Origin of the sequence: Tolypothrix sp. PCC 7712 (assembly GCF_025860405.1) — a bacterium.
GTDB classification, from domain to species: domain Bacteria; phylum Cyanobacteriota; class Cyanobacteriia; order Cyanobacteriales; family Nostocaceae; genus Aulosira; species Aulosira diplosiphon.
The window spans coordinates 7,346,976-7,366,077 of record NZ_CP063785.1; the positions used below are offsets into that span (position 1 = coordinate 7,346,976).

The 19,102-nt window shown below is 39.1% G+C and carries 6 protein-coding genes; 5 read left to right on the forward strand and 1 reads right to left on the reverse strand.

Annotation, left to right across the window (positions count from 1 at the left end; genetic code table 11):
• Position 1: 1 nt before the first annotated feature.
• Positions 2-2,572: a TonB-dependent siderophore receptor gene (locus HGR01_RS29955; protein ID WP_228045162.1), complete on the reverse strand. Its 2,571-nt coding sequence runs from the start codon at positions 2,570-2,572 to the stop codon at positions 2-4.
• Between the two features lie 796 nt (positions 2,573-3,368).
• On the opposite strand from HGR01_RS29955, the gene HGR01_RS29960 reads away from it, so the two are divergent.
• The 5 genes from HGR01_RS29960 to HGR01_RS29980 all read left to right on the forward strand — a co-directional run bounded on the left by HGR01_RS29960 (position 3,369) and on the right by HGR01_RS29980 (position 19,054).
• On the forward strand, positions 3,369-11,882 hold the full coding sequence (locus HGR01_RS29960; RefSeq protein ID WP_045868558.1) for a non-ribosomal peptide synthetase: 8,514 nt from the start codon (positions 3,369-3,371) through the stop codon (positions 11,880-11,882).
• A gap of 56 nt (positions 11,883-11,938) precedes the next feature.
• Positions 11,939-12,379: a phosphopantetheine-binding protein gene (locus HGR01_RS29965; RefSeq protein WP_045868557.1), complete on the forward strand. Its 441-nt coding sequence runs from the start codon at positions 11,939-11,941 to the stop codon at positions 12,377-12,379.
• A gap of 2 nt (positions 12,380-12,381) precedes the next feature.
• Positions 12,382-14,778: a condensation domain-containing protein gene (locus tag HGR01_RS29970; protein WP_045868556.1), complete on the forward strand. Its 2,397-nt coding sequence runs from the start codon at positions 12,382-12,384 to the stop codon at positions 14,776-14,778.
• 35 nt (positions 14,779-14,813) lie between these two features.
• On the forward strand, positions 14,814-15,629 hold the full coding sequence (locus tag HGR01_RS29975; RefSeq protein ID WP_045868555.1) for a class I SAM-dependent methyltransferase: 816 nt from the start codon (positions 14,814-14,816) through the stop codon (positions 15,627-15,629).
• A gap of 185 nt (positions 15,630-15,814) precedes the next feature.
• Entirely contained in the window at positions 15,815-19,054 is a 3,240-nt protein-coding gene (locus HGR01_RS29980; protein WP_045868554.1) for a non-ribosomal peptide synthetase, read from the forward strand.
• Positions 19,055-19,102: the final 48 nt, after the last annotated feature.

The window sequence follows — 19,102 nt, forward strand, 5'->3', positions numbered from 1 at the left end:
ATTAAAACTGCACTGATACTGTTCCCAATACCGTCAAAGGTGCTTGGGGATAAATGTAGAAGGTATCGGTGTTGTAATACTTGGTATCAAACAAATTGCGGAAATTGAGTCCAACTTTGAAATTATCCCGACGGTAGGATAAAGCTGCATCGACTCGCACGTATGAAGGAAGAGTAAAAGTATTTGGTAATTGGGCTTCTCGTTCAGACGCATATACAAGTCCTAAACCAAATCCTAATCCTTGTAAATTGCCTTTTTGTAACTCATAGGTAGTCCACAAACTTGCGCTATGGGAAGGGATACCAGCAATGCGATCGCCTTCAGGAATGCTATTATCTCTACTGACAAAACCATTTGCATAAGCATAGTTAGCAATAATTTTCCAGCCAGGTAGTAATTCTCCCGCAATATCTAATTCCACACCACGACTTGTTTGTTCACCTGTGGCGATACTAAATCTAGGGTCTGCTAAATCGGTTGTTAGTACATTCTGTTGCTTGATTTGATACAGTGCTAAGGTTGCGGAGAGGCGATTGTTTAAGAAATCTTGTTTTACCCCTACTTCAAACTGTTCGCCGGTTGTGGGGTCAAATTGCTCACCTGTACGACTCACTCTAAAAAATTGTGGATTAAAGGAATTAGCCCAATTGAAATACAGTGATGTTGTGGAACTTGGTTGATAAACTATCCCCACTCGTGGCGAAAAGCGACTTGTTGTTTGCTGGTTAATTGTTGTATTAGTTATTTGGTTAACAACAGACGCATCATTAACATCGAACCTAACACCAGCTAATAGTTTAAGATTTGATGCAAGTTCAATAAAATCTTGGATATAAATTCCCAAGTTGTCTGAACTTTGCTTGCGATGTAATTCTTGTTCAAAGTTTGTGGCTTGTGCGCCATATTGGGGGTTAAAAATATCGATTGGATCTAGTGTTCCTCGGAAGTAGTTAAAATCATATCCCCAACGCGATAATTCCAGCCCTACAAGAATTTTGTGTTGGATCGAACCTGTTTTAAATTCGCCAAATATTTCATTTTGGAGGACGTAATCTTCTTGTGATTCTTCAGTTCTCAATGGTGAACGGGGTAATGTTCTGCGGTCATCGCCTAGAGGGTCAAATAGTTCTACCTGGCGCGTATCAGCATTGACCATAATGGCACTAAAGCCTTGGCGAAACTTCCAAGTATCAGTAAATTTATGCTCAAAATTATAACTAACTGATGTGGAATTAAAGGTAGCATCGTTAAAATTTGGTTCGCCCAAAAATCTGCTAATTGGTAGTTGAAAAACTTCCCGTTCTGGCGGAAAGTTATAATCAAAGGTGTAGTTATAGTTTTGTTGTTCTAGCTCTACTGTTAGACTGGTTTTTGGGCTGATTTTCCAGGTAATTGCCGGAGCAACAAAGAAACTTTCATTCTCATTAAAATCGCGGAAACTACCAGAATTTTGATAGGCTAAATTCAGACGATACAATAAAGAGCGATCGCTGGTTAAGGGGCCGCTAATATCAAGCGTCGGGCGGTAAAAATCATAACTACCAATGGTTGCACCAATATTGTAATAAGGTTCTTCTAGCGGCTTTTTGGTGACTGTGTTGGTTAATCCACCTAAAGAAAAACGTCCTCCATACAACACAGAAGCGGGGCCTTTGAAAAACTCCACTCGCTCAATATTAGCAATATCACGACTACCAATCACTCCAATATCTCGGAAGCCATTGCGAAGACTTTGATAAGCCAACGAAAGACCCCGAAAGTAATAACCTGTCAAGGATGTTGAACCACCATATCCTGGTAATTCTTGAACTCCACTCACATTTTCAATAGTTTCACCAATCCGAACTATTTGTCTATCTTCAATTACCTGACGGGGAACTACTTGAATTGATTGGGGAATGTCCCTGAGTGGGGCTTCTATCTTGGTTGCAGTTGTCGCACTAGGAACACTATACCCATCCTGTTCTCCTGTCACTACTAATTCAATCGGTTCATTCTCTTGCGCTGATGGTTGAGTTGGTGGTGTTTCAGTGCTTGGTTGTTGCGTATCAGGTGTTTGTGTAGAAGTTGCAGTTGGTGTCACACCAAAAACTAAACCTTGATCGTCGTCAAATAGCTCCACTTTGGGAGGACTTGTTTCACCCACCACTACGACGCGAATACTATTAGCATCTTGACTAGTGACTGTAATTTCTGCAACTCCTGAAACTGGCTTTTCTTGGCGAAATGAGTCACCAGTTGTCAGACGCAGTTGCGCGTTGGATATATCTGCAATAAAGCTATTTCCCTCGTTCTGAGTTGCTGTTTGTAGCTTGTCTGATGTGGGTGTTTCTAAAATGACTTCCAAGCCGTTAGCTGTTGAGTTCAGGCGGACTCCTGTAACAATTGTGACTGCTGGATTTTGTTGTTGCTCCTGCGCTAACAGTTCTTTGATGTTCGTTTGAGGAATCTGTGTGTTTGGTACTGATGTATTATTTACCAAATTTGGGCTTGCTTGGGCGTTTGCAGGCTGAGTCCCCAATAAAACAATAGTTCCTAAAATTCCCAAATAAGCACGTTGTCTGCGTTTCAAAGCTTTACTCCACACCAAATTTTTATGAAATCAACACCAACTCAGTTGCACGCGATCGCAATTCGCTTGACTCTGAACTGGTTGTATATGATAATCATTCTCGCATAGTCTAAACCATAAGTAAAAATGGAAAAAATCCATCTAAAACACAACAAATTTAGATTTGTTAAATCTTTCTGTCCTAAATAGCTGAGAAATCAACTTATTTTTCTGATAAGTGATTGATTAAGTAAGTATTGGTCAATCAAGACTATTTTGGCTGAATTCAAAATATTTTGCTAGGTGGCACTAGAAAATAAAGATAATCATTCTTACAATACCAATTTGATAATAAAAGTCAAGGATTTCCTCAACGATTCAGTTACTTACTTCTGGACAAAATAATTAGATAACTTTTTAAAAATTAGACATTTTGTCAAATTAATTTAAAATTATCTTCCATGATTTTCTAGCCAAAATAAACATGAATTTAGAGCAGCAGAATATTTCGTTTTTGAATGAAATTGCAATATTTGTTTATATTTGACAGAAACAAACATTAGATGATAAATATTATCATTATCAAGTGAATAACAGCTAAAAGACTTACAAAAAACATAGATATCTTATCTGTTTAGAAGCTGGGAAGGCTGGGAGAGAAAAAATATGATCGATTGTCTTCGCGTTTCAAAGTTGGGATAATTTAATTTCTGCAAGTCATATAATACTAAATTATCAACCTTTCCCAAGAATCTAATTATTAACAAGCATCAACAATTTTACTCCACAAAAGTAATTAAGTCATGGAGTGGTATCAATGGATAAAAACCTTTCGCAAAAATCAGTAGAATTTGTGAATTTGCTGGAAATTATCCGTTGGCGATCGCAAAAGCAACCTCAGCAGCAAGCCTATTGTTTTCTACTGGATGGAGAGGTTGAAGTCCAATCATTAACTTATGGGGAATTAGACAATCAAGCTCAGAGAATTGCTGGCTTATTACAAGCTTGTGGAGTCAAAAAAGGCGAACGAGTTTTACTCCTATATCCACCGGGTTTAGAATTTATCACGGCATTTTTTGGCTGTTTATATGCAGGAGCGATCGCAGTTCCGGCTTATCCGCCGCGTGCGAATCAATCCTTGTCTCGACTGAGTGCGATCGCTACTGATGCAGATTCAACAGTCGCACTGACTACAACAACAGTCTTGTCCCACTTCCAGCAGCATCCAACATTCAAAACTCTGCGGTTGCTAACCACAGATAACATGATGGCTGATGACTGGGCAAATTTATGGCGACAGCCAGTTATAGATAGGGACACCCTGGCCTTTTTACAATACACTTCCGGCTCTACAGGTACACCAAAAGGCGTAATGGTGAGTCACGGAAATTTACTGCATAACCAGTTGTTGATTAAACAGGCGATGCAGCACACCACAGCAACCATCTTTGTGGGTTGGCTACCACTGTTTCATGACATGGGTTTAGTGGGGAATATACTCCAGCCTCTATATTTAGGGATACCTTGTATTCTCATGTCTCCAGTGGCATTTTTGCAAAAACCTGTGCGCTGGCTACAAGCAATTTCTCAGTATCGCGCTACAACTAGCGGCGGTCCTAATTTTGCCTACGACTTATGTGTGCGGAAAATTACAGCCGAACAACGAGCTAACTTAGATTTGAGTAGCTGGGAAGTCGCTTTTAATGGTGCAGAACCAGTTCGCCAAGCAACATTAGAAAAATTTGCTGTCACCTTTGGAGAATGTGGCTTTCGGCGCGAAGCATTTTATCCCTGTTACGGAATGGCAGAAACCACATTGATTGTTTCTGGAGGGTGTAAAACAACTCTACCAGTATTACAGCCAGTCCAATCAGAGGCTCTGACGCAAAATCTGATAGTTCCAGCTAAAGCGGGAGAAATAGGTACACAAATATTAGTTGGTTGTGGTCAAGCCTTAGAAGATTTGAAAATAGCCATTGTCGATCCCCAGACCTTGACGGTTTGTAGCGATCGCCAAGTTGGTGAAATTTGGGTGGCGGGAGCGAGTGTAGCTCAAGGTTATTGGGATCAACCAGAGCAAACAGAGTCCACCTTTAAAGCCTATACAAAAGACACCAAAGAAGGGCCGTTTTTGCGTACAGGAGACTTGGGATTTTTACAGGATGGCGAACTATTTATCACAGGTCGTTTGAAGGATCTGATCGTCATTCGTGGCAGAAACTATTATCCCCAAGACATTGAAAATACAGTTCAGCAGAGCCATCCAGCCCTAGAACCTCACGGTGGGGCAGCATTTAGTATTGATGTGGATGGGGAAGAAAGACTGGCGATCGCTCAAGAAGTCCAACGCAGTCACATACGAAAGTTGGATATAGACGAGGTAATTGCCACAATCCGTGCGGCTGTCGTGGTCAATCATGAACTACAACTGTATGGGGTACTGCTGCTCAAACCAGGGAGCATTTTGAGGACTTCTAGTGGGAAAATTCAGCGTTATGCTTGTCGGGCGAAATTTTTAGCAGGAAGTTGGGAGACTATTGCCAGTAGCATTTTAGAAGGTATTGAAACTGGGGTAAATGTAGCAGACGAAATTATCTCGGAACAGCCACAGCTAATATCGTACCTGCAACAGCAAGTTGCTCAAATTCTGAAAGTGGGAATATCGCAAATTCAACCACAACAGCCTTTAAGCACTTGCGGTATAGATTCTCTCATGGCCATTGAACTTCAGCACACCATTGAGACGAAATTTGGTGTAGTTTTGGCAGTTACAGACTTTTTGGCAGATGTAAGTATTAATCAATTAGCAACGGTAATACTTGATAAATCGGCGTTGCATAAATGCGAGATGGAAATATCTCACGCAGAGGCAAGGCAGCGCGTTGGGCGGGTTTCCCGACTTGAAGCGACTGCCGCGCAAAGGCGCAAAGAGTATACTCTTGGTTTTCCTCAAAAATCTCACATCATCCCCTTAATCAACAACGTCCAAAACTCTCATTCGTCTGAGTATCCCCTTACTTACGGTCAGCAAGCTCTTTACTTTTTACAAAAACTAGCACCAGAAAATTATGCTTACAACATTGCTAGGGCGGCGCGGATTTATGGTGAGTTAAATATTGCCGCATTCCACCGAGCATGGCAAATTTTAGTTGACCGTCATCCGGCTTTGCGTACCAGTTTCACAACTATTGATGGACAAACCAAGCAAAGAGTGTGTCAACAAGTAGAAGTTTGTTGGCTACAAGAAGATGCGACAACATGGGATGAGACATACTTGAGCGATCGCTTATTAGAAATAGCATACCGTCCCTTCAATTTAGAGCAAGACCCCTTGATGCGGGTGAGTTTATTTACTCGCTCACCTCAAGAACATATCTTGCTGCTAGTTGTTCACCACATCATTGCTGACTTTTGGAGTCTGACGATATTAGTAGATGAGTTGGGAAAACTTTACCAAGCCGAAATCAACAATACATCCGTAAATCTTCCCCTCGTAACCTGCCAATATGCTGACTATGTAACCACTACAGCCAAAATGCTGACTAGTTCTCAAGGCGAAAAACTCCAAGCTTATTGGGAACAGCAATTAGCAGGAGAATTACCAGTGCTGAATTTGCCTGCTGACCGGATGCGATCGCCCATGCAAACCTATAGAGGTAATAGTATAAGTTGGCAACTTAGTCAAGAACTCACAAATAAACTGCAAAACTTCAGCCAACAACATCAAGTCACCCTGTATATGACCATGTTGGCAGTTTTTCAAGTCTTGCTGTATCGCTATACAGGCCAAGAGGATTTATTAGTCGGTTCGCCAACCACAGGGAGAAGTCGGGCTGATTTTGCCTCTTTAGTAGGTTATTTTGTCAATCCGGTAGTATTGCGGGCAAATTTCGCTGAAAATCCAACATTTGAGCAGTTTTTACAGCAAGTGCGATCGCTGGTTTTGGATGCGTTAACTCACCAAGATTATCCCTTTGCACGGTTAGTTGAGCAACTACAGCCTACACGCGATCCCAGTCGCTCACCTATATTTCAAGTGATGTTTGTCTTCCAGAAAACACACTTGCCCAATAACGAAGGATTAGGGGGCTTTGCTTTAGGAGAAGAAGGTGCAAGATTAAAACTAGGAGAACTAGAGTTAGAGTCTTTCCCACTGTCCAAGAAAATAGCTCAGTTTGACCTCACTTTAGCGATCGCCCAAGTCAATGGTGTGCTATCCACTTCTTGGGAATACAATGCAGATTTATTTGATGCAGCTACTATTACCCGCATGGCTGGGCATTTCCAGACATTACTAGAAAGTATCATTGTTGACTCTAGCCAGCCTGTGGGTATGCTGCCAATGCTGACTCAGCAAGAACAGCAGCAAATACTACTAGAGTGGAATGCTACTCAGAAAGATTACGACAGTATTTGTTTACATCAGCAATTTGTTACCCAAGTCGAGCAGACACCAGACGCGGTAGCAGTAGTTTTTGAGCAGGAAGAAATTACTTACAAACAATTGAATCAAGAGGCTAACCAATTAGCACATTACCTGCAAGGTTTGGGAGTCAAAAAAGAGGTTTTAGTTGGTGTTTACTTAGAGCGATCGCCCCAGATGGTGGTGAGTATTTTAGCGATTCTCAAAGTGGGAGGGGCATATGTACCTCTAGATCCCAGCTATCCGCGAGAACGTCTGGCTTTTATGCTCCAAGATGCTCAAGTTGCAGTTTTATTGACTCAAGAGAGATTTTTAGCCAGTTTACCCGAACATCAAGCAACGGTGATTTGTCTGGATAAGGACAATGAAGTTTGGGCTAGTGAAAGTGTTGTCAACCCAGTGAGTGAGGTAACAACTCATAACCTAGCTTATGTAATTTATACATCCGGCTCAACTGGGAAACCCAAGGGGGTAATGAACACCCATCGGGGAATTTCTAATCGCCTAGCTTGGATGCAGGAAACTTACCAATTAACAATAGTAGATAGGGTGTTACAAAAAACACCTTTTAGCTTTGATGTGTCGATTTGGGAATTTTTCTGGCCTTTGACTACCGGAGCTTGTTTAGTGATGGCTCAACCAGGAGGGCATCAAGATAGTGCTTACTTAGTTAAATTAATCCAAGAGCAGCAAATTACCACGACTCATTTTGTACCTTCAATGCTGCAAGTATTTTTAGCAGAACCCAGCGTTGAGGCGTGTAAATGCTTGCGGCGGGTAATTTGTAGCGGGGAAGCATTACCTGTGCAGCTGCAAGAGCAATTTTTTACGCGATTGGATGCAGAATTGCATAACTTGTATGGCCCTACAGAAGCCGCAATTGATGTTACATTTTGGGCTTGTAATCGCCATTCTGATAAAAACATTGTCCCTATAGGACGAGCGATCGCCAACACGCAAATCTATATCCTAGATAAGCATTTACAACCAGTTCCTATTGGTGTTCCAGGAGAACTACACATTGGCGGAGTAGGTGTAGCTAGGGGTTATCTCAACCAACCAGAACTCACAGCCGATAAATTCATTGTCAATCCTTTCAGTAGCGACTCAAGCGATCGTTTGTACAAAACTAGTGACTTAGCACGCTACCATACAGACGGTATTATTGAGTATCTAGGAAGACTGGATGACCAAGTTAAGTTACGTGGTTTCCGCATTGAATTGACAGAAATTGAAACTGTATTGACTCAACATCCAGCTGTGCGGGAAGCCGTTGTTGTGATGCGGGAAACATCGGCTGTAAAACGCCAAGTTGTGCTGAATCATCCAGAAAATAACTTAGAAATTACTGATTTACGAAACTTCCTCAAAGGGGAATTAACCGAAGAACTGCTAGTTGAATCTACAATAAAGCAACTCATCGCCTATTGTGTTTGTTGTCATCAACCTGCGCCTAATACTACTGAATTACGCCGCTTCTTAGGTGAAAAACTACCCGATTACATGATTCCGGCGGCGTTCATCATGCTTGATGCACTTCCTGTCACCGCAAATGGGAAATTAGATAAAAAGTCTTTACCACATCCTAGTCAAGATAGACCTAATTTAGAAAAAGCTTTCGTCCCTCCTCACACTCTACATGAAAAGATATTGGCGCAAATCTGGAGCGAAGTTTTGGGGATTGAACAAGTGGGGATTCATGACAACTTCTTTGAGTTGGGAGGAGATTCTATCCGCAGTATTCAAGTTGTGGCGAAAGCGCAGGAAAGAGGTTTAAGGTTCTCTGTAGCGCAGGTTTTTCAATATCAAACTATCTATAATTTATTAACAGCAGTTTCTCTGAATCAACCTGATGCTTTATTAACAGAGAAAACCGCAGCTTTTAGCTTAATATCAGCCATTGAAAGAGATAAACTACCTAACGATATAGAAGATGCTTATCCTTTAACCAGAGTTCAGACTGGCATCATTTTTCATAGCCAGTACAACTTGGAATCCTTGATGTATCATGATATTTTTCAATATCATCTGCGGGTTAGTTTCGACTTGGATTTATTACAGATAGCGATACAACAGCTTGTGAATCGCCATCCAATTTTGCGTACCTCTTTTGATTTGATTAACTTTGATGAGCCTTTACAACTCGTGCATCGAAGTGCTTGTATACCAGTAGTTGTAGAGGATTTGCGCTCATTATTACCAGCAGCACAAACACAGGTAATTACATCTTGGATTGAAATTGAAAAACATCAGCGTTTTGACTTGTCTTGTACACCACTGATGCGCCTGTTTATTCATCGTTTGACAGATGAAACCTTCTGTCTCACTTTAAGTTGGCACAATTCGATTTTAGATGGCTGGAGTAATGCTTCTCTCTTAACAGAATTACTACAGCGTTATCATGCCCTGTTGAATGGAGAAGAAAATCAGATAGAATTACCACCAACAATTTCCTATCGGGATTTTGTCGCTGTCGAAAGTCGGATTTTACAATCTCCAGAATATCAAAACTATTGGCAGCAAAAATTACAAGGATTGGTGATTAAGCAAATCCCTCGTTGGGATAAGACTAACTCAACAAAAAACGTCCAAGTTGGTGTGTTGGATGTACCGATTTCTCCTCAAGTTTCTGATGGACTCAAGCAACTAGCGCGACTCGCCGAAGTTCCTCTAAAAAATGTCTTGTTAGCTGCACATTTAAAAGTGATGAGTTTATTAATTGGCGATGAAAATGTATTAACAGGATTAGAATCTAACAGTCGGTTAGAGGAAGCTGATGGTGAAAAAACTCTCGGAACTTTTATCAATACCATACCTCTACGGCTACAACTAAAAGCAGGAACTTGGATTGACTTAGTAAAACAAGCTTTTGCAGCCGAACAAGAGTTATTACCCTACAGACACTATCCCTATTCAGAGTTGCAAAAATTTGGCAATCGCCAGCCACTCCAACCTTTATTAGAGACGGTGTTTAATTATACACACTTTCATGTTTATCAACTTCTGCAAGATTTATCAGGGTTAGAAATTATTGGGGGTCAAGGTTTTGGTGAAAGTAACTTTACCTTAAGAGTAGAGTTTAATCGCAACCATATTACTGACCACATTCAACTTGACTTAGAGTGCAAAATGGCAGAAATCAGCAGCACTCAATTAGCCGCCATTGGTAGCTATTACAGCGAAACCTTGATAGCGATGGCCACACAGCCATTTAACCGTCATGAAGAACAATGTTTGCTAAGTACCGCACAACAGCAACAAATACTAGTAGAGTGGAATGAAACTGCGATCGCCTATCCTGAAAACTTGTGTATTCATCAACAATTTGAGGCGCAAATTGTACGTAACCCCGATGCGATCGCCCTAGTATATGAAAATGAACAACTCACCTACCAAGAACTCAACCGACGAGCTAATTTACTAGCAAATCACTTACAGCGTCTCGGAGTTTGTGCGGATACGCTAGTAGCTATTTGTGTTGAGCGTTCTTTAGATGCGATCGTGGGAATATTGGGAATCCTCAAAGCCGGAGGAGCTTATTTACCACTTGACCCCACTTATCCTTCAGAGCATCTCGCCTTTATATTAAAAGATACTCAGGTATCATTGCTATTAACTCAATCCCAATTATTGCCAAAAATACCGAATCATCAAGCACAAACTCTCTGCTTAGATTCTGAATGGGATATTATCGCCAACAATAGTGATGACAACCCCAGTTGTAGAACAACAAGAGAAAATCTCGCCTATGTAATCTACACCTCCGGTTCCACAGGTAATCCCAAGGGAGTGTTAATTACTCACCAAAACTTAGTCCACTCCACCAACGCCCGGATAGCCTACTATCAAACACCAATTAGCAGCTTTTTATTGATTCCATCCTTTGCTTTTGATAGTTCTGTTGCCGTTATTTTTTGGACATTATGCCAAGGTGGTAAATTAATTTTAATTAAAGATGGTTGGCAACGAGATATTTGGCAGTTAGCACAACTAATTGAGCAACATCAAATTACACATTGGTTGAGCGTACCTTCACTGTATAACTCCCTGTTAGCGCATATAGAAAACCAGCAATTAATATCGCTACAAACTGTAATTGTAGCCGGAGAAACTTGTAGTATTGAGTTAGTCAAAAATCATCAAAAATTACTACCAAATACATCCCTATTCAACGAATACGGCCCAACAGAAACCACCGTTTGGAGTAGTGTTTATAACTGTTCCCACCACGATTTAAACAACAATCCTATTCCTATTGGTCGTCCCATTGGCAATACCGAAATTTATATACTCAATTCTCACCTCCAACCAGTACCAATCGGAACACCTGGGGAAATCTACATCGGTGGTTTTGGTGTAAGTAAAGGATATCTCAACCGACCAGAATTAACCATTGAAAAATTCATTCCTGACCCTTTTAGTAAACAACCAAACGCACGCCTATATAAAACCGGAGATCAAGCACGTTATCTCAGTAATGGCAACATTGAGTTTCTCGGACGTATCGATCATCAAATTAAACTCAGAGGATATCGTATTGAACTAGGGGAAATTGAAGCAGTATTACAACAGCACCCCCAAGTTAAACAAGCAATAGTTATAGCAAGAAATATTGACTCAGAAAATCAGCAGTTAGTAGCTTATGTTGTCCCATCTCAACCACAACATTCTTTAACTAATGAACTACGTTCTTTCTTACAAACCAAACTACCAAATTACATGATTCCCTCAGTCATTCTGCAAATAGATACACTCCCACTAACCCCCAACGGTAAAATTGACCGCCAAAAACTACCCGCACCAGAACCCAACAACGAACTTTTAACTGAACTTCTCAAAAAACTCAATTCCCTTTCAGAAGCCGAAGTAAAAACCCTCCTTTCTCAAAAAAATCATCAACCTAATTAAATCCTCTCCGCGCCTCCGCGTCTCTGCGTGAAATACCTTAACTCTATATTCTTGACATGAACGAAGATATTTTAAATCAGATTAATCAACTTTCCCCAGAAAAACGCCAACTTCTGGAAATGTTAATGCAAGAAGAAGCGACAAAATTACAAACCAATTATGTCGCACCCCGCACAGCAGTTGAGGAAACATTAGCTAATATCTGGGCTGATGTCTTAAAACTCCAGCAAGTTGGTATTCATGACAATTTCATTGAAGTGGGTGGTGACTCCATTCAAAGTATTAAAATCGCTGCTAGAGCAATGAAATTAGGTATTAAATTCACCATCAATCAAATTTTTGACCATCCCACAATTGCCGAACTATCAACAGTAGCAGATACAAGTTTATTCAATACAAAACAACAGCCTTTGACTACTACAAAAACCAGACAATTTCCCGAAGCAGAATTGAGCCAAGGCGAACTTAATCAGATTCTCAAAAAGCATCAAAATTAAATATGGAAGCTGAAAATATTGTAGATATTTACACCCTTTCACCTACTCAGCAAGGGATACTATTTCACGTACTGTCTGCGCCTGATTCTGGTGTATATCTTAGCCAAACTACTTGTATTTTACATGGTAATCTAAATTTATTAGCCTTTGAACAGGCTTGGCAAGAAGTTGTCAATCGACATTCTGCTTTGCGGACAGGTTTTGTATGGGAAGGACTAGAAAAGCCAGTTCAAATTGTTTACCGTGAGGTAAAATTAGAGATTGCCAAATATGATTGGTGTCAACTGGATATTGCAAATCAACAAGCACGTCTACAAGATTATTGTCTAGCTGATAAAATGCGCGGCTTTGAATTAGCCAAACCGCCACTTATTCGGTTAAGTATTATTAAAATTGCAGCCCAAAGTTATCAATTAGTTTGGACTAGCCATCACTTAGTATTAGATGGCTGGTCTGGTGTAATTTTGCAAAAAGAAGTGTTTGCTTTTTATGAAGCTTTTTGTCATGGTAAACAACTTGACGTAGAAGTAAGTCCGCCTTTTCGAGACTATATTACATGGTTGAAGCAACAAGATATTTCTCAAACTGAAACTTTTTGGCGACAAACTTTACAAGGTTTTACTACCCCAACACCTTTGTATAAAAATATTAAGAATCAGATAAATCAGCCAGCATCTTATCAGCATCAAGCAATTTATTTATCTGCAAATGATACAGCATCAATAAATACTTTTGCTCGAAAATACCATTTGACTGCGAGCAATTTAGTATTAGGAGCATGGGCATTACTGCTTAGTTATTATAGCGGTAATCAAGATGTAATGATAGGAAAAGTCATGTCAGGTCGCCCAGTTAGCATGACTGGAGTTGAATCTACAGTGGGAATTTTTGTGAATACTTTACCCGCAAGAGTGCAAGTATCTCCAGAAGATTCATTATTAACTTGGCTGCACAACATTCAAAGTCAACAAATTCAATTACATGAATATGAACACACGCCACTCGTACAAATTCAAAGTTGGAGTGAGGTACCGCCAGGTGTAGCTTTATTTGACAGTCTTTTGATTTTTCAAAATACTTTTTTAGATGTTTTACAGGCAGAAATTGGTAGTCTTACAATTAGCAAAATCCATACAGAAGACTCAACTAATTATCCCCTGACTATCAATGTAATTCCAGGTGTAGAGTTATGTTTAAAAGCTGGTTATGATGTTCGTTGCTTTCATAAAAACAAAATTAATAGGATATTAGAAAATTTACGCTACTTGTTAGTAAATCTGGTGAATACACCAACTTTAAAATTAAATGATTTAATAGATAAAATTCAGGCTAATGAACAAAATCAGAAGAATCAAGAACTGCAAGAACTTCAAACAAATAATTTCCCAAAATTAGCTACTATCAAACCACAGACTTTCAGATTATCTTTTGGAAGTTTGGTAAAAATAAATTATTTGTTTCCAGATAAGCCAATACCTATAGTTATTCAACCACTGGAAGACAATCTAGATTTAGTTACATGGAGTCAGAATAATTTAGATTTTATTGAACAAAAGCTTTTAAAGCATGGAGCAATTTTATTTAGGGATTTTAAGATTAGCTCAACATCGATATTTGAAAAGTTCATGAGAGTGATTTCTCCAGAATTACTAGAATACCGTGAACGTTCAACGCCGCGAACAGATTTAGGTGGAAATATTTACACATCAACTGAATATCCTGCCCACGAACATATTGCTTTGCATAATGAGTTTTCCTACGCTTATACTTGGCCGCTAAAAATTTGTTTTTACTGTGCAGAAACAGCCGTATATGGCGGTGAAACTCCTATTGCAGATTGTCGGCAGTTTTTAGCAAAAATTAATCCGATAATTAAAGATAAATTTATCGAAAAACAAGTGATGTATGTCCGTAATTATGGCAATGGTATAGACCTTTCTTGGCAAGAAGCATTTCAGACTAATGATAAATCTGTGGTTGAAGATTATTGTCGTCAAGCCCCGATGGAATTTGAATGGCTAGATGAAAACCGCCTCAGAACTCGTCAGATACGTCCGAGTGTGGCAATACATCCAAAAACTCAAGAAATGGTGTGGTTTAATCAGGCACATTTATTCCATATTTCAAATTTAGATTTAGAGGTACGTGAAGCACTGTTAGAACTATTTAAGGAGTCAGATATTCCTCGTAATACTTATTATGGTGATGGTTCTCCTATCGAGACTTCAGTATTAGATGAAATTCGGGAAGTTTATCAGCAAGTATCTGTAAAGTTTCCTTGGCAGCAAGGAGATGTATTATTACTGGACAATATGTTAGTAGCGCATGGTCGTAATCCGTTTGTGGGTAAACGCAAAATTATGGTGGCGATGGGAGAGGCGTTTACGCAAGAACATTAATTTAGGAAATAGGGAACTGTGAATAGGAAAACTATATGAAAAAGCAAAATATAACTGGTTTTAGTAAAGTTGATGATACTGCAAATCCGCAAGATTTTGTATCTTATTTAGATGCTATCAGTAGCTTAAATTCTATTCAGGCTTACAAACAACAAACATTTACGCGCTTAGAAATACAAGCAGGCGATCGCATTCTTGATGTAGGCTGTGGAATAGGTGATGATGTGCGATCGCTTGCTTTGCAAGTGGGTAATGCTGGCGAAGTAGTCGGAATTGATCGCAGTGAGACAATGGTGAAAGAAGCCCAAAGCCGATCCGCAGACTTGGGTTTACCTGTTGCGTATTATGTAGGCGATGCGGAAAAGCTGGAGTTTCCAGATAATACATTTGATGCTTGTCGTAGCGATCGCACTTTCCAACATTTGCTAAATCCCCGCCAAGCTTTAACGGAAATAGTGCGCGTCACTCGTTGTGGTGGACGAGTTGTTGTTTCTGATCCTGATTGGGAAACTTTGGTCATTGATACAGGCGATCGCGCTTTAACTCGCAAGATATTAAACTTTCATTGTGATAGTTGCGTTAACGGCTGGATAGGACGACAATTACCTACGCTTTTTCAAGAAGTTGGGTTACATAAAATCAATGTTGATACCTATACTTTAATTTTGACTGACTGCGCCTTAGCAGATAAACATTTGGGAGTAATCAATGCGGCGATGAAAGCCCAACAAGCAGGTTTAATCTCAATCGCAGAAGCCGCTAATTGGATTACTAATTTGGAAGCAGCAAGTCAAGCTGGGCGTTTTTTTTGCGCCATTACAGGTTTTTTAGCTTTTGGATGTAAGCCTTAATAGTAATTATTAATTCGTAATTCGTAACTTTGGCGAATACTATATTTTAACTATACAAAATTAATATAGAACTCATATTTGATTTTTGAAAAAAATTAGTACGTCGTTACCTGCCTTCTTTGTTCTTGCCTATTCCCTATTGCCTGACTACACAACTATGTTCAGTAATCAAAACGGATTCCTATATGCTAAATACTATTGAAGGATTTGAACTTTCACCACAACAGAAACACCTTTGGCTATTGCAGCAAAATAATTCAGCTTACCAAGTCCAACTGGCTATTTCCATAACAGGAAACCTTGATGTTGCAATTCTCAAATCTGCTTTCGATAAATTGATTAATAAATATGAAATTCTTCGTACAAGATTTCACAAAATACCCAACTTTAAATTTCCTATTCAATGTATATGTGATAGACCCCATATATACTGGCAAGAAATTGATTTGACGAGTTTAGCCTGGGAACAGCAGCAGGATAGAATTACAGAATTATTTGAGGCAAAAAAAAACTATTATTTTAACTTGCAGTCTGAGATTGTAATGCGTTGCCATCTGCTATCTATCTCACCACAGCAGCATACATTAATTTTAACACTTCCTGCCCTTTGTGCTGATAGCAAAACTCTGAATAACTTAGTACAAGAAATTAGCAATTTTTACTCTCAAACTGCACATTATGATGTAAATGAATCACCTATACAATATGCCCAATTTTCGGCTTGGCAGAATGAAATTATAGCAGAAACAGATATAGGCAGAGAATATTGGCAAGAACATCATATTGATAAGTTTCTCAGTTTCAAACTGCCTTTAGAAAATCAAACTGCTGTTAAATCAGAGTTTCAACCACAATCTCTAGCTATCCAACTTTGTCCTGATATAGTAGCGCAAATTAAAGCTTTTGCACAAGAATGCAAAACTTCAACCTCTGAATTTTTATTAACTTGTTTTGCGATTTTACTGTCTCGTCTTACCCAACAACCAGATATTGTTATTGCAGTCCTTTTTGATGGTCGCTCCCATGAAAGTTTGCAATCTGCATTTGGTTTATTTGCGAAATATTTACCAATTCATTTTCATTTAGAAAATGATTATAACTTTTACCAAGCTTTGCAAGCGATCGCCCAATCAAGTACTGAGGTTCATGCTAGACAAGATTACTTTAGCTGGGAGCAAATATTTCCAGAATTAGAGAATATTGAGGAGTGTCCGTCATTATTTTGCTTTGAATTTGAACAGCTACAACCAGATTATCCTAATAACGGAATTTTATTGGCAATAGCTCAAAAATATGTTTGCTTTGAACCATTTAAAATTAAACTTTCTTGTCTTGAACAAGCAGATACGATTACTACAGAATTTCACTATAACTCCACCTTATTTTCAGCCGATAGCATTGCAATATTAGCAGATCAGTTTCAAACATTATTAACTAACATTATTCATCAATCAAATATAGTAATTAGTCAATTACCGCTTTTAAGCCCCATTGAAAAACAACTACTCATAAACTGGAATAATACTCAAACTGAATATTCCCAAGATAAGTGTATTCATCAGTTATTTGCAGCCCAGGTAGAACAAACACCAGACAAAATTGCAGTAGTCTTTCAAGACCAACAACTTACCTACCGAGAATTAAATTCTCAAGCGAATCAACTAGCCCATTATCTCCAAGCTTTGGGAGTAACAGCAGATGTACCTGTAGGTATTTACTTAGAACGTTCTTTAGACATGGTAGTAGGTTTATTAGCCATTCTCAAAGCTGGAGGTGCTTACGTACCATTAGATCCCACCTATCCACAAGAACGACTAGCGTTTATGTTAGCAGATACCCAAATATCAGTCCTGTTGACATATAAAAAGTTAGTTGAGGGTATTACTCAAGATGCACTGCATATCATTTGCTTAGATAAAGATAGAGAACTTATCAAATCTCAAAATTCAGAAAATCTAGCTAATCAAGTAACAGCAGATAACTTAGCATATATAATTTACACTTCTGGCTCAACTGGTAAACCTAAAGGTATCAGTTTAGCTCACCGTCCTTTAATTAATCTTCTACAATGGCATAATTCAACTTTATTAACTGGAGTTCGTACCCTTCAATTTGCTTCCCTGAGTTTTGATGCTAGTTTTCATGAAATATTTGCCACTTGGCTCAGTGGGGGAACACTATTTATTGTATCTGAAGAATTAAGAGTTGATGTTATTAAGTTAGGCAAATATATTTCTGCACATTCCATTGAAAAGGTAATTATCCCAGTTGTTGTATTACAACAATTAGCTGAGTTTGTTGGTGACTTTGGTGTTGCTCCCTTGCATATTGAAATGTTCCCACACTTGCAAGAAATTACAACCACAGGTGAGCAATTACAAATTACTAAACATATCATCAACTTCTTTAAAGCCTTAAAACATTGTTCCCTGCATAATCATTATGGCCCTTCAGAAACTCATGTAGTAACTGCCTTAAAATTAAGTTCAAATCCTGATGAATGGTCATATCATCCACCTATTGGTACTCCGATTGCAAACACGCAAATTCATATCCTAGATTCACGCCTAAATCCAGTTCCCATTGGTGTTATTGGTGAACTTTATATTGGGGGAGTTTCTTTAGCAAGAGGTTATTTGAACCGACCAGATTTGACAAATGAGAGATTTATTCCTGACCCATTTAGTAAAGAAACTGGTAGCCGTCTCTATAAAACTGGAGATTTAGCACGCTATCTATTAGATGGGAATATTGACTATCTAGGACGCATCGACCACCAAGTTAAAGTTAGAGGTTTTCGGATTGAATTGGGTGAGATTGAAGCTGTATTAAATCAGCATCCTGATGTAAATAAAGCAGTTGTTTTGGCTCAACCAGATACTACAAATCAGCAGCGTTTGATTGCTTATATTGTATCTAATCAAGCACTCCAGGAAGCAACGAATGATTTTTATAGCTTCTTACAACAAAAGCTACCGGAGTACATGATTCCATCGGCTTTTATTTTCCTAAAATCGCTACCTTTAACATCAAATGGAAAAATAGACCGCCAAGCATTACTGAATATCAATTTAGATGATTATCTCTTCAAGGCTAACTTTATAGCACCACGCACTGCGGCTGAAAAGGTGATTGCAAATATCTGGAAACAAACGCTTGGTGTTAATCAAATCGGTATCTATGATAATTTCTTTGCATTGGGTGGTCACTCGCTGTTAGCTACTCAAGTTTTCTTTAAGCTGAATAAGATTTTTCAAGTAGAATTATCGCTGTCTCAACTATTTGAAACACCGACGGTTGCAGGGTTATTAGAGGTGATTACACAGCAATTAGGTGGAGGTGATGTTGTGGAAAATATTGCTCAAATATTGCTGGAAATTCAACAGTTTTCACCGGAGGAGGTGAGGGAGATGCTTGATAAGTAATTTTATTTAAACGCAGAGGGGCGCGAAGTACACGCAGATTCACGCGGA